Origin of the sequence: Yoonia sp. 208BN28-4 (genome assembly GCF_037543925.1) — a bacterium.
Classification (GTDB): Bacteria; Pseudomonadota; Alphaproteobacteria; order Rhodobacterales; family Rhodobacteraceae; genus Yoonia.
In genome coordinates, this window is sequence record NZ_JBBIFY010000004.1 from 426,709 (window position 1) to 439,726 (window position 13,018).

12 protein-coding genes are annotated in these 13,018 nt (G+C 56.9%); 4 read left to right on the forward strand and 8 right to left on the reverse strand.

Annotated features, from left to right (window positions below; all coding sequences use genetic code 11):
- The first annotated feature begins 5 nt into the window (after positions 1-5).
- Positions 6-2,162, forward strand: a complete 2,157-nt coding sequence (locus tag V8J84_RS15915; RefSeq protein ID WP_339933166.1) for an efflux RND transporter permease subunit — start codon at positions 6-8, stop codon at positions 2,160-2,162.
- The gene (locus tag V8J84_RS15920; protein ID WP_339932958.1) at positions 2,149-2,640 is read left to right on the forward strand and encodes a hypothetical protein; all 492 of its coding nucleotides are present in this window, start codon (positions 2,149-2,151) and stop codon (positions 2,638-2,640) included. Before V8J84_RS15915 ends, V8J84_RS15920 begins: the two co-directional genes overlap by 14 nt.
- Positions 2,641-2,724: 84 nt before the next feature.
- On the opposite strand, the gene V8J84_RS15925 is transcribed toward V8J84_RS15920, so the two are convergent.
- Positions 2,725-3,855, reverse strand: coding sequence for an alpha/beta fold hydrolase (locus V8J84_RS15925; RefSeq protein WP_339932960.1), 1,131 nt, complete (start codon positions 3,853-3,855; stop codon positions 2,725-2,727).
- Between the two features lie 81 nt (positions 3,856-3,936).
- Here V8J84_RS15925 and V8J84_RS15930 point away from each other — a divergent pair, with 81 nt between their 5' ends.
- Entirely contained in the window at positions 3,937-4,521 is a 585-nt protein-coding gene (locus V8J84_RS15930) for a Crp/Fnr family transcriptional regulator (RefSeq protein WP_339932962.1), read from the forward strand.
- Positions 4,522-4,681: 160 nt separating this feature from the next.
- Here V8J84_RS15930 and V8J84_RS15935 read toward each other — a convergent pair whose 3' ends face one another.
- The 5 genes from V8J84_RS15935 to V8J84_RS15955 form a co-directional block, all read right to left on the reverse strand.
- Positions 4,682-5,347, reverse strand: a complete 666-nt coding sequence (locus tag V8J84_RS15935) for a hypothetical protein (protein ID WP_339932964.1) — start codon at positions 5,345-5,347, stop codon at positions 4,682-4,684.
- Positions 5,344-5,928: an NAD(P)H-binding protein gene (locus V8J84_RS15940; protein WP_339932966.1), complete on the reverse strand. Its 585-nt coding sequence runs from the start codon at positions 5,926-5,928 to the stop codon at positions 5,344-5,346. The genes V8J84_RS15935 and V8J84_RS15940 overlap by 4 nt, the downstream gene beginning before the upstream one ends.
- Positions 5,929-6,172: 244 nt before the next feature.
- On the reverse strand, positions 6,173-7,183 hold the full coding sequence (locus V8J84_RS15945; RefSeq protein WP_339932968.1) for an AraC family transcriptional regulator: 1,011 nt from the start codon (positions 7,181-7,183) through the stop codon (positions 6,173-6,175).
- Between the two features lie 131 nt (positions 7,184-7,314).
- Entirely contained in the window at positions 7,315-8,316 is a 1,002-nt protein-coding gene (locus V8J84_RS15950) for an NAD(P)-dependent alcohol dehydrogenase (RefSeq protein ID WP_339932970.1), read from the reverse strand.
- Positions 8,317-8,352: 36 nt separating this feature from the next.
- The gene (locus V8J84_RS15955) at positions 8,353-9,051 is read right to left on the reverse strand and encodes a DUF4386 domain-containing protein (protein WP_339932972.1); all 699 of its coding nucleotides are present in this window, start codon (positions 9,049-9,051) and stop codon (positions 8,353-8,355) included.
- 101 nt (positions 9,052-9,152) lie between these two features.
- Here V8J84_RS15955 and V8J84_RS15960 point away from each other — a divergent pair, with 101 nt between their 5' ends.
- Positions 9,153-10,052 carry a LysR family transcriptional regulator gene (locus tag V8J84_RS15960; RefSeq protein ID WP_339933168.1) on the forward strand — a complete coding sequence of 300 codons (900 nt, stop codon included), beginning with the start codon at positions 9,153-9,155 and terminating at the stop codon, positions 10,050-10,052.
- A gap of 43 nt (positions 10,053-10,095) precedes the next feature.
- On the opposite strand, the gene V8J84_RS15965 is transcribed toward V8J84_RS15960, so the two are convergent.
- Positions 10,096-11,307 carry an NAD(P)/FAD-dependent oxidoreductase gene (locus V8J84_RS15965; RefSeq protein ID WP_339932974.1) on the reverse strand — a complete coding sequence of 404 codons (1,212 nt, stop codon included), beginning with the start codon at positions 11,305-11,307 and terminating at the stop codon, positions 10,096-10,098.
- The gene (locus V8J84_RS15970) at positions 11,304-13,013 is read right to left on the reverse strand and encodes a hydantoinase B/oxoprolinase family protein (RefSeq protein ID WP_339932976.1); all 1,710 of its coding nucleotides are present in this window, start codon (positions 13,011-13,013) and stop codon (positions 11,304-11,306) included. Before V8J84_RS15970 ends, V8J84_RS15965 begins: the two co-directional genes overlap by 4 nt.
- Between the last annotated feature and the right edge of the window lie 5 nt (positions 13,014-13,018).

Consider the following 13,018-nt stretch of genomic DNA (forward strand, 5'->3'; position numbering starts at 1 on the left):
TGGCTTTGGGCATCGGCTTCGGCGGTGAGCGTCTCGGGCTCGCTGCGCTGAGGTTTCCGCGCTGCGCTGCGTTTCTTTTGTTCACTGTACTGCTTCTTATCGGCAGCACGTTGCCACGGTTGGCGTTCGATGACGATATCCACCGCGTTTTTCTATCCGATAGCCCACTTTCACAGGCGCAACGCGCCTACGAGGCAGGACAATCGCCGCCTTTGACGACTGCATTGATCCATATCTCGTCGCCAGATGCGATGGATGCCGAGGACATGAACACGTTGCGCAATGTGTCATTGGACCTAGAGTTTGTGGCGGGGGTAACGGCGGTGGCATCGCCTTTTGTACTCCGATGGCCCCCGACGCCGGATGCCCCATCTGGCTCGCCGTTGTTTGGCACACCGATCGCCCCCGATTTCAAAGATGATCTGGTCGCATTTGAGGCGCTCGCGACAGGTCTGCCGGCCTTCCTAAATGATGATCTGACGGCGATGCTGCTGAGTGTTTCGATCAACACCGACAGGACAACGACGGCAGCGGCGCTATCTGGGATTCAAGCTGAGCTTGACCGAGCGCTACCCACAAACTTATCCGCCGATGTAACCGGTGAAGACGTGATCAGTGCTGAAATCGTGTCGGGGTTAAAGGATGACTTGATTGCGCTGAACCTGTGGGGGGCGGTGATTGTCACACTCGCCGCCTTTGCGTTGCTGCGCGACCTGCGTATAGCACTTCTCGCGGTTTTTCCTGCGCTTTTCGGGACGGCAGCCGTGCTGGCTTTGACGGTATGGCTTGGCTATCCGATCACGGTGCTTAGCAACGTCATCCCGATCCTGCTGCTTGTGCTGGGCGTGGCTGACGGCGTTCATCTAGCAGGACATCTCAAAGAAGAGGGAGATGTGCGCGCGGCAGTGATAACCGTTGGGCCCGCGTGCGCATTAACGGCGCTAACAACCGCCGTGGCATTTGCCAGCATCATGTTAACCGGCAATGACCAGCTTTTCGAATTTGCAGTTCTGGGGTCTGTGGGGACGCTCCTTTCTTTTGCAATTGTCATTTCGACTTTTGCTTTGTTGGGGAAGTCCATCCCGCTGTCTTCCAAGCCTGTGCCGCAAATGAGCGCAGCTTTCGCGCAAGGTTTGGCAAAGGCGGGGGCAGCACGTCCCGCTAGGACGATCGCAGCTTGTATCGCTTTTCTGGTTCTTGCCGGCTTTGGCTTCATTCAAACAAAAGCATGGTTTCCGCTCTATCAGAACCTACCTGATAACAGCGCGACGTTGACCACGAACGATGCTATTTCAAAAGACTTTGGCGGCGTGTTTCAGATGGTTGTGGAAAGCAATGGCGACTGGAACAGCACACAGAAGATTGTGAATGCGCTTGAGGATGTAAACGACCCGAAGGTCGTGCTGTCAGAGTTGAACTTTGCGCGCTGGCTGGGCCATCCGGACACAGCGCCGACGCAAGAAGAACTGGACACATTGCCATCCGCTTTAGTGGATCAGCTTCGCGGAAACGATAGCGCATCGCGGATATTTATCTCGATGCCGGAGCCAATGCGCAGCGACGACACGCTCGCGCGCTTTGATGAGATTTACGACGCGGCCACAAATGCCGGAGCGGATACCATTATCGGTCTACCTACGATCATGCGGCAAGAAGCCGTCAGCCTTATCGAGCAACTTTCGACCGGCTTGATCGTCGCGATGCTTGGCGCGACGGTGTTGGTTGCGCTTGCCTTTCGCTCGGCACGACTGGTGCCAATTCTGATTATTCCGAATGTCTTGCCATTGATGATCACCGGCGCATCGCTACATCTTTGGGCGCAGGGCCAACTTAGCCCCACGGCCGTGCTGGCGCTGACAATCGCGTTCGGCATTGCTATTGACGATACCGTACATTTTCTCAGCAGATTCGCGGCGGCCAAAGCGAAAGGCCGGACACCCTCCCAAGCGGTAACACTGGCGACCAAGTCAGCAGGCCAGGTTATCGTGCTCACCACGCTATTGTTGTCAGTTGGCCTGTCCGTGACGCTGTTCAGCGATTTCTTCCCGATCCGGTTGTTTGGTGGAATGATGATCGTAACGCTCTGGGCTGCATTGCTGATTGATCTACTTTTGCTGCCTGCTTTGCTGACTTGGAAAAGGACCGTGCATGTTTTTAGCTAAAATGTCTTTCATGGCCGCGATACTCGCCGCTTCAGCGGCTTTCGCAGACCCACTTGCGGAAATGGATGGCGCGTGGCGCGGATCAGGCTGGGCAAGAGAGACATTGCAAGGCCCGCAGGAAACTATCCGCTGCCAGATAGCTAACAGCTACGATGCCGCAGCACTGACCCTGACCCTGACAGGGCAATGCGTTGTGCCAGGTCGACGGCTATCGCTGGCAGGCACTTTGACAGGTTCTGAAGGTCAGGAGCAGATTTTTGGCCGCTGGTCCAACCCCGATGGCATAGGCAGCAGCGGTATCGTTGGCGTTCAAAGAAACGGCATAGTCGCGTTCAATTTCGATACAGTTGACCCAGTGACCGGTCGCAACATCGCACAAAATGTGGAGTGGCGGGTGTCGGAAAATTCGCTTCGCTTGAGGTCGACAGATCGCAGCAACCCGAGCGTCATGATGTCCGATATCACATTTGGCAGGTAGGGCGAGGCCCGTCGTGATCACTCTCAGTTCTAGCCCGCGGTCGTCAACTAGGGCCGCCGATATGGAGCGGCCCCAGCTTCTGATTTATTCGCCTAGAAATGCACGGATCAGGGGCAGTGTTTCGTCGGGATTGTCCCAAATCATATCGTGACCCGCGTTTGGAACGATCTTCAGTTCCCCATCCCGGAAGTAGTCGCGGTGGATGCGTTGCGCATCTTCGCCAATCCAGTCGTTACACGCACTGGCGAGCAATAGAACGGGTCCGGTATAGCTTCCTGCACCTTTTGCAATAAGGTCGATTTCGGCCGCACCGGTTTTGCCCGCCGTTTGGCTGGCAGTTGCACCAAATCGCCAAGCCGGCGCGTCGAAGTCTTGGCCGGGGCAATGATACGGGTTTTCGGGATGGTTGGTGAATGCGTGAATGATTTCGCTCATCATATAGTCCTGACCTGCGCTCGAGTCGGGACCAGACACATGTAGAGACTGGAAAGCCGCGACTGCGGCGTCCCTATAGAAATCGAGGCCGGACATATACGGACGCGCTTCGGCCATCCAATCTTGCATCTCGTCGCCTGTGAAAAAGCCCGGTTCCAACAAAACGGCGCGAGCAACCTTTTCCGGAGCTTCGCCCAAGTATGCGGTCGCGAGCATTGCACCCCAAGAATGTCCCAACAGGGTGACAGGCCGATCCGGGGAGTATTTCTCGATCACCCCGTCCAGCTCTTCCATGTACAAGGGCACGGTAAGCTCTTCGGCAGGAACTCTTTCGGATAGTCCCGCGCCACGCTGGTCGTAGAACACGACAAAATGGGTATCCGCCAACGATGTCGCGGCAAGCTGTGATCTGTAATCGCCGCCCGGACCACCATGAAGCACAATGATCACCGGGTGCGAGGGGTCGCCGTGCGTCTCTGCATGCAAACGCACGCCGTTGATTTCAATCTGCGGAAGCGACGCATCGTCGACAACAGTCGCGGCGACTTCATATGTGCCGGATGTCGCGAAAAACAAACCAAGCGCAGCCGCGAGAAGCGTCAGGGTCAAACCACCGACGATGGCCAGAACTGTCCTGAATATGCGACTGCTCGTTTCTCGGGTATATGTTGAATGACCCACTTTGACCTTGGTACGCTTCCGCACGCTTTGTGAAACCCCGTACGCCGACAGGTTGGAGGGGTCCGCATGCTGACTGTGTGGCTTCGATGTTATCGTCATTTGATTGTTCTCCTTATCATTTGAACCGTCGTACCGAGCACCGCCAAAGCAGGCATTATCGTTTGATAAGGGATTCTTGAATTGGACCTTTTGACCTTTCTCACCAGTGTGCCGAACGCTTTGGATAAAGACACCGCGCGTGAATTCGCGGCCGCATGGCGTGTTGAGCTGTTCGAAAAAGGGCGCCACATTGCCTCACAGGGCGAAGCTGACCTTCTCGAACACATCATTCTTGATGGACGCGCCACCAGCCAAATCACTGATCCCGATGGTCGCGCTATTTGCGTCGGCTTTCACGCTGGTCCTTGCGTTGTCACACCAAATGTCGCGCGCACTCGAAACGGCATCTCGCGCGTTTCACTAGACGTAAATGCGGACGCGTTGGTTGCGCAGATGGATAGCAACGCTTTAACCGAGCTTATGATCGCATCCGAACCAATTCGCGAATGGGCAAACGGGATTTTGCAGCAGGAATTAGCGCTGAAAGCCGACCGGGAGTGGTGCCTTGCAGCACTTGGCGGCGCAGACCGCCTTGCGTGGTTTCGCGAGAAATTCACGCGTCATGAAGGGCTATTCGGTCATTACATGATCCCATCTTTTCTTGGCGTCACATCGGTCACACTCAGTCGACTTCGCGGGGCCGAGCGAGGCACGTCGACCAATTGAGAGCGCAATGCGGGAGCCTTTCGCCAGATCGCTATCGTTCTGTTCGATCTCGCCGTATGTCGGGGAAGGCTGGAACGCTTGATTTATCGCGCATGAAGAAGCGCAAACCCTTATACTTCGCGCTACTGGCTCATGTCGACTAAGTGGAGGCGCGAGCGTGTTAAGCAACGGCATCGCGCTTTAAAAGAAGCGAGAGCCCGACCGCGATAAACCATGCGATTGCGCCAAGGCCAAAGACAGCGCCCGCGACCTCGCCCAAAGGCGGCAGGATCGTCAGCAATCCGCCAAGTCCGGTGAGCAGCCCAAGCCCAATCACGATCTTACCCAAAGCCCGATGCAACAGACCTGCGATGCTGACACACAGGATCCAGACCCCGCCGGCAATTTCGTTGCCTCCGCCAAGACCCAGTTCAACTGCGTGCAGGACCTCCCAAGTCAGCACGGCGGTTTCAAAGTCGTCAGGCGCTAAGGCTGCCATCGTTTCTGTGGTGACGTTACCGATCATGCCTGCACCCAAGACAAGCGTGGTCCAGATGAGGCCAAAGGCCAGCGTCATGGTGCCCCAATCCGGCGATTTTGCTTTCAAACGGCTGGCCAGTGCGACGACCAGCACAGCAAGTGCGAGTGAATTGACGACATAGATCACTGTGTTCCACGTGATCATGAGTGCTTGATTTTCGACGGTAAAGCGAACGATCCCCGCGGCGTCGATAGTGTTCGTGCCAAAGCCAGAGTCGGCAAAGACCGTGACAAGCAGAACAAAGCCAAAAATGTAGGTTACGGCACAAGCCAAGGCGGCAATCCCACCGATACGTTGCATGGTCATGATGATTTCCTTTCGGTTGGTATAAGGTGAAGTTTCGGCGTTCTTTTGGAGGCGAAGCGGTTTTCAAGATCATCTTTTGGGCATCGTGTGGCGGTCTTATCGTCAGGCGGGTCCATGCCCAATGCGCTGAGGATGGCGTGAGCGTGCCCGCTGCTGTCGCGTGTCGTCATGACCGTCGATTTGATTGCAGAGCGCTGCAATTCCGCCACGAAGGCTGTTTTCGCAGCACTCTCTTGCACTTCGGCCTCTGCGAAATAGACATAGGCAAAACGTCCCACACCCGTGTGCTCCGCCTCGCGCAGCAGGTTCAGAATAGCCTGGTAGTCGGCATCCCCATTACCAGCCCTGTCCGGTTGCCGTGTCATTCCAAGACAGGACACAATCAGGTCGGCCCCAGCCATGACGCCAACAAGCGTCGCGGGATTTGTGGCTTGCGCTTCTGCCAGTTGATCAGCTGCAATCAGTCCGGCTTGACTGGCATTGCCGACAAGCGCGATCACGTACCATCCAAGCTGCTGATATTCTGCGCAAAGGTGACGGCCAAGACATTCCGTCGCGCCTGCAATGACGACACGTTTCATGGGTCCGGCCCGTCGTCAGGCGACGACGCGGTAGCTGACGCCCCGCAGATATTTAATGACTATGGCATCGCATTGCTGTCGGCAATTGGGGACATGAGCGGCAATCGGGCTGCGGTCAGGGTCGCTCGCGTTTGCATGGGTCTGATCTTTCTCATTGTACTGTTGAGAAAGCTGATAGCCGGCCGTGTGCGATCAGGGCATGACCGCAGGTATCACTGCATTGACACTTCGTTACAAAGTGACGTCAGGCTGCCTGATTTAGGTAGGCGGTTGGGCTTAAACCGGTCCAACGCTTGAAGGCGCGCACGAAGGATGAAGCCTCGGAAAATCCCAACAGATAGGCGGCTTCGTTCACCGTCACCTTTTGTCCTTCGAGATATTCCAGCGCCATTCGTTGGCGCAGATCGTCGTGTATCTCGGCGAACGTGATCCCTTCATCCTTCAGACGCCGATACAACGTTTGGCGGCTCATCGCGAGGTCCTGGGCCACTTTGTCCATGGAGATCGCCCCTTCATGCATCTTGGGGAGGATCTGAGCCTCGATTTGCGCACGAACGGAGACATCTGTCCGTAGCTTTGCCAGCATTTCATCGGCGTGACGCGTAAAAATGCCAAAAGCATATGCATTGCCCGGCTCGAACTGCGTCGCCGGGCTGTCCCAAACCGGATCGATTTGCAGCGCATTGCGGCTTGAATTGAATTGGACGGGCACACGAAACAGGTCTGGATATTGATCCACATGCGGCGGAGGTGGATAGGTCACCTCCATCCCGATCTCGAAGGTGGCGTCGGGAAATGACCTGCGAAACTCACTGATGAAGCGCGCGAAAGATGCCTCAACCGCCAGATATTGATCGTCCGGCGTTTCGTGATGATCCACGATCCAAAGGCCCGCGTCCGTATGCAGCAGTTCAAACCTGTCGCTGCCCTCGGTCAGGTTCACATCTGCCATCAGGCGCAGGTAGCGGTTCAACTGCGCGATTGAGTGACCAAGTGATGCGGACGTGTGAACGATCTGTCCGACGATCGAAATCATCTCAAGCCGCGACTCGAGCGTGTGCCGCAGCAAGAGTGCGGTATCGCCTGTTTGCTGCATCGCGCTGCCTATAAGCGCCTGATACGCCATTGCTGGAATGCGATTGTCCTGATCGGATAAATCATCCTCGGTCAGACCACTGTGAGCCAGCAACGCCTCACGACTTGCACCTTGCGCGCAGGCGTAGTCGACAAATGCTGCTGCAAAACCTGCTGCCATAGTTTGTTCGGTCATTCCTGTCACCTCAATCTGGTGGCCTGATGAAAGACTAAGGCCCGACCCACGTTTATATCAACCGAGACTGCGAAAGTGGCGCCCGACTGCAAAGCCTGCGCCAATCGCGCGAGGCGCTAGGCCACCTTTGCTGTTATTGGCAATGGGGCCACGGTGACAACAACATTGCCGCGCTTGCGTCCGGTGTCGACGTGCGCATGGGCAGCGTTCATATCGTCAAACCCGTAATTTCTGTCGATCACCGGTGTAAAGAAACCATGCTTGGCAAGATCGACCACGGCTTCCAGAACATCGCGGCTTTCTGATGCGACACCGCCGACCATCTTTTTGCCCTTGAGCGCTGCCTTGAGGCCACCAAAGATCATGTCAGAGGTCTCGCCTGCGATAAGCACCATTTTCCCGCCGCGTCGGATGGCGTGTTGGGCGCGTGACCATGGCAAAGTGCCGACCGTGTCAATGACCATGTCATAATGGACACCAGTTTCGACGACATGCTGCGTCCGGTAGTCGATGACCCGATCCGCGCCAAGGCTCCGCACAAGATCGGCATTCTTACCGCTGGAAACCGCTGTGACATGCGCGCCAAAATGCTTTGCGATTTGCACGCTCGCGGACCCCACGGCGCCGGATGCTCCATTGATCAGGATTTTGTCACCGGATTGTAGCTTGGCCTTGTTGACGAGGAAGTCATAAGCCGTCGTGCCACCAAACGGTATAGCGGCGGCCTGAGAGAAGCTGAGGACATCAGGCTTTTTGATCAGCTTTCCATCCGCCGGCATTGCAATAAGCTCTGCATGTGCGCCGAAGCTTGCGCCCGGAAATCCAATCACCGCATCGCCGGTTTGAAAGTTGGAAACGTTCGTCCCGACCTTTTCAATCACGCCCGAGAACTCGGTTCCGAGGATGGGTCGGCGGGGACCGGTGATCCCGAAAACCAGCCGACCCACAAATCCGAGCCCTCTCGGCATTGTCAGGCTGCGAGCCCGCCAGTCACCCGCGCTGACAGTTGTCGCATAGACCCTGACCAGAACCTCGCTTGGCTTGATTTCTGGTGTGGGAACTTCAACCTGTGTGATCACGTCGGCAGATCCGTATCGCGTATAAGAGTAGGCAAGCATGAGTGATCTCCTTTACGCCGCAGCTTGTGCAGGCTGTTAGGTTTTCGAGGTGAAGCGACCACCGCGGATCAGCAGCCAAAGGCCGAAGCTGATTTCCGACACAGAAACGATGACCAGTAGCACGATGAAGGTGTAGTTGATGGCGGCCACATCGATGAAAGTCAGTTTAGCGACGCCTTGGATCAGATAGCCGAAGGCCCCAATGAACAGTCCGCGTCCCAGAATATGTGGCACCACATCGGATTTTAGGATGAGCCATCCAAGCGCCAGCAGATGAGCACCAAAGAAGAGCTGCCAGACAAAAACGCCCATCGCGTGCGCCTCAAAGCAAAACTGCACCATCGCGTGAAGCTGCGCAGTGTCCCATCCGGCCGCCTGCGTGAGCAAGAAATACGGCATGACCCAAAACAGCAGGTTGATGCCCATCACGGTAATCATGCCCGCCCGTGCAATCAGCGCGGTCATGGCCATCTTTGGGCCTACGCGCCGGAACATCTGGTAAAGGATCGCGGTGATCGTCAGTTCAAACAGGATGACGGCACTGTCAGCCAAGACACCCAGTCGAAACAGGCCTTGATTGGCTAGTAGGTTGGCGCTGGAGGTCGCGCCATCGCCACCCACGATGTGCATCGGCACGTATCCAATGCTGAAGCCGCCGCAAACGGCAATGGCCAGATAGAGCCCGCCTGCGGTGCGGGCCGCTTTGGCATCCCAGTGTTGTGTTGATTGGGTCATGTCACTTCCTTTCAAGATCGGTTGAGCGTTGCGTGAAATCTTGGAATGAGGTGTACGCCCGACTGGCACCTATGCGAATTGACCAAATCTCTAATTTTGGTATGCAGATTTGCATGGATTGGCGGTCGGTAAAATTTGACTGGAACAAGGCGCGTGCCTTCCTCGTAACGGCGGAAGAAGGCTCACTTTCTGCGGCCGCGCGTGCGCTGGGCATGGCGCAACCGACGCTCGGACGTCAGGTCGATGGATTTGAGAAAGAACTGGGTGTTGTGCTGTTCGAACGTGTCGGGCGTGGTCTGACGCTGACGCCAAGTGGTATGGAACTGCTGGAACATGTGCGCGGCATGGGCGAGGCGGCGGGTCGTGTGTCACTGACCGCGCTGGGCCAATCCCAAGCGCTTGAAGGGCCGATCAGTATTTCAGCAAGCGAAACCTATGCGGCTGTCCTGCTCCCCCCGATTGTGACGAAGCTTCGGCTGGAAGAGCCTGGGATACAGGTCGAGATTGTTGTTTCCAACCGCGCAAGCGATTTGCTGCGTCGTGAGGCTGACATCGCGATCCGTAATTTCCGTCCGACAGAACCCGACCTGATCGCCAAGAAGATCGGCACGGCTGATGCGGTTCTTTATGCCGCGCCGGATTACGTGGCAACGCTTGGCAATCCCCAAACGCCGTATGACTTGCGACATGCGGATTTCATCAACATGGATCGCACCGGGGGGATGCTGAAAGGGTTGAACAGCCTTGGGCTTGGCCTGACAGAGGCAAACTTCCCTCTGCTGACAGAAAGCTATCTGGTGATGTGGGAACTTGTGAAACAGGGCGCCGCCATCGGAATTTTGGACGCCCAGATTGGCGATGCAGAGCCAAGCGTGGTGCGCGTTTTGCCTGACCTTGAGCCGCTGTCGTTCCCCATCTGGCTTGTCGCCCACCGCGAAGTCACCACCAGCCGCCGCATCCGACGCGTCTATGATTTTCTGGTCGCGGAACTCCAGCGATAGACGCGTCGCACTGCGTGGATGATCGGACTTTGAGCCCGCATCGTCAGATGATCGCCTTTTCAATGATCTTGCGACCCGCAGGGATACGATCAAAATGGAATTGCGACATATCCAGCGTTTTGTACGCGCCATGCACCATGATCTCGGCCGTGCCACGCCCCATTGCCGGGGATTGCTGAAGGCCGTGGCCGGAAAATCCGTTGAGGAAGAAGAAGTTTTCGACCTCCGTATGCGGACCCAAGATGGCGTTGTGATCAAAGGTGTTCATCGCGTAGTGCCCACCCCATTCCGACTGCACTTTGATCGCCTCAAACTGAGGGATACGTGTGGCAAGGATCGGCCAGACGTGGTTTTCCCACATGCTGTGATCCATCGCGAAATCATCGTAATCCACCGCCGGATCAATGTCGGAATGCCCACCACACTGATAGGTGCCGCCGCCGTTTTCGCGCACGTGCACGCCGGAGGGGTCAATCGTCAGCGGCAGGTCACGGTCTAGTGGTTTCTCGGCTGAGAAAATCCACGAATACCGTTTGCGCGGCTCGACCGGCACGGTGATGCCCGCCATTTTAGCGGTGCGGGAGGCCCGTGGACCAGATGCGTTCAAAACCTGACCGCAAGCGATGACTTCACCTGATTTGAGGGTCACGCTTTCGACGCGCGTGCCCGCCGCGTTCTTGGTGATCGCCACGACTTCGTTCTCAATGTATTCCACACCACGTTCGCGCGCCGATTTGCGCCACCAATCGAATACGGCAGTGGCATCCCAAAGGCCTTCGTCCACGAGGTTGATCGACCCTAAGACGATGTCGTCGACGTTGTAGAACGGGTAGGCGGCCTTGATCTGGTCTGGCGTCATCAATTGGGTCGCGGCACCGGCTGCAACCTGCACCTTTTGGCTTTCGCGCAGCACATCGGCAAAGCCTTCGTTGTCCGCAAGATACATGTAACCGAACGAGCGGATGGACAGCTCCGGCACGCGGTCGTCGTTGCCCATATAGCGCGGGAGGTTCTTGACGAAATCCGCTGCAAACTGGCTGATGCGCACATTCAACTCGCCCGAGAACTGCTGGCGCATGCACGAATTGGTGTGCATCGTTGATGTGTTTTCGTAACTCAGATCGCGGTCCACAACGAGGACCTTGCCGTCGAAGTCCTTGTCATCTGACAGGAACCAGGCCGCCGATGCACCCATCATCGCGCCTCCGATGATGATGATGTCGTAGGATGTGTTTTGTGGCGCTTGGGTCTTCATACTGCGTCTCCTTTTGCGACAGCCGCTTCAATATCGGCGATATCTGCCGCAGGTAAGTTGTAAACGCGTGCCGCCGTTTCGGCCGAGATATAGCCACGCGCGAGATCGCGTTTAACTTGGGCGATGGGCCGCTCCGCAGGGTCGCCGTAGCCAGCACCGCCGGGGAAAGCCATGACCACGCGGCGCCCGTGGGCCACGAATTGTTTGCCTTTACCGTTCATCGGGGTGCCATCATCTTGCACGATGGTCGTAGGCGCACCCGCACCGCCGCCGCGCCGTCCACGTGCGGGGTGATCGACGCGGTCAAACATGGCCTGGATGTCAAACTCGTGACCTTCCTGCGCACCGACTTCCATGTGTTGGCCAAGGCCGCCGCGCGTCTTGCCTGCGCCGCCTGAGTCGGATCGCAATTCTTTGCGCCAAATGATCACGGGGCCAGCGTGTTCGGTGGCCTCAATCGGCATCGTCATCACACCCGACGGGAAGGCCGTTGCGTTCAAACCATCATGTTCAGGCCGCGCGCCAGAGCCACCGGAGTTGAAAGTCAGCACTTCGGAGCGCCGCGCGTCTGCGGGGGCAGGGGCATCTGTGCGGGGGCGCAACGAGACTTGGAAATTGCACAAACATCCCGCGCCCTCAGCCGGAACCAGGCCAGGAACAATCTTGTCAAAGGCGTCGTAAACCGCATCCGGCACGAAGTGGCCGACGATATGGCGCAGGGCCACTGGCGCGGGGTGCAAGGCGTTGACGATTGTGTTCTCGGGCGCGGTAATCTCAAACGGCGCAAGGCTTGCTGCGTTATTGGGGATTTCGGGCGCGATGGCCACCTTCAATGCGTAGCATGCGTAGGCCTTGGCATAGACCAGCGGGCAGTTGATGCCCTTTTTGTCCAGCCCCGTAGAGCCTGTGAAGTCCGACACGATGCGGTCGCCTTCCACACTGACTTTAACCTTGAGCGTGATGGCGCGGTCAAAGCCGTCCATCGTCATCTCGCCCTGCGCGGATTTTTGTGGTAGGGCGGCGATCCGTTCGATTGTTGCTCGGCGGGAATTGTCGAGGATGAAAGCCGCGATGCCGTTCAGATCCGTGAGCGCAAACTCCTCCATCATGTCGATCAGGCGGCGGTGGCCGATCTCATTACAGGTCGCAAGCGCGTAGATATCCCCGATCAACTGATCCGGCTCGCGCACGTTGCCACGAATGATGCGGGTCAGGGTTTCGTCCACCTCTCCACGATCTGCAAATTTCATGATCGGAATGTAGAGGCCTTCTTCATAGACGCTGGCTGCATCCGCCCCAAACCCGCGCCCGCCGATGTCCACGATATGCGCGGTGCAGGCGAAAAAGCCGACGTGACTGCCATTGTGAAATGACGGCGTGACCATCGTGATGTCGTGCAGATGGCCTGTGCCTTCCCACGGATCATTGGTGATATAGACGTCGCCCTCGTGGATCTTATCGCGACCAATGCGGCGGATGAAATGGGCTACTGCGTCGGCCATTGCGTTCACGTGGCCAGGCGTACCGGTGACGGCCTGTGCCAGCATCTGACCATCAACGTCATAGACACCTGCTGACAGGTCACCTGCTTCGCGCACAGAGGTGGAGAAGGCTGTGCGGACCAAGGCTTGCGCCTGTTCCTCGACCACGGAAATCAGGCGGTTCCACATGACCTGATAGGCGACTGTTGAATGCTCTTGTGTCATCGCGC

Excerpts from the sequence above, each read along its gene's own strand:
- V8J84_RS15945 (WP_339932968.1), bottom strand. The coding sequence starts at position 7,183 with ATGGCAGCAGGTTTTGCAGCAGCATTTGTCGACTACGCCTGCGCGCAA.
- V8J84_RS15935 (WP_339932964.1), bottom strand. The coding sequence starts at position 5,347 with ATGACCATGCAACGTATCGGTGGGATTGCCGCCTTGGCTTGTGCCGTA.
- V8J84_RS15970 (WP_339932976.1), bottom strand. The coding sequence starts at position 13,013 with ATGACACAAGAGCATTCAACAGTCGCCTATCAGGTCATGTGGAACCGC.
- V8J84_RS15925 (WP_339932960.1), bottom strand. The coding sequence starts at position 3,855 with ATGACGATAACATCGAAGCCACACAGTCAGCATGCGGACCCCTCCAAC.
- V8J84_RS15955 (WP_339932972.1), bottom strand. The coding sequence starts at position 9,051 with ATGACCCAATCAACACAACACTGGGATGCCAAAGCGGCCCGCACCGCA.
- V8J84_RS15950 (WP_339932970.1), bottom strand. The coding sequence starts at position 8,316 with ATGCTTGCCTACTCTTATACGCGATACGGATCTGCCGACGTGATCACA.
- V8J84_RS15940 (WP_339932966.1), bottom strand. The coding sequence starts at position 5,928 with ATGAAACGTGTCGTCATTGCAGGCGCGACGGAATGTCTTGGCCGTCAC.
- V8J84_RS15920 (WP_339932958.1), top strand. The coding sequence starts at position 2,149 with ATGTTTTTAGCTAAAATGTCTTTCATGGCCGCGATACTCGCCGCTTCA.
- V8J84_RS15960 (WP_339933168.1), top strand. The coding sequence starts at position 9,153 with ATGCAGATTTGCATGGATTGGCGGTCGGTAAAATTTGACTGGAACAAG.
- V8J84_RS15965 (WP_339932974.1), bottom strand. The coding sequence starts at position 11,307 with ATGAAGACCCAAGCGCCACAAAACACATCCTACGACATCATCATCATC.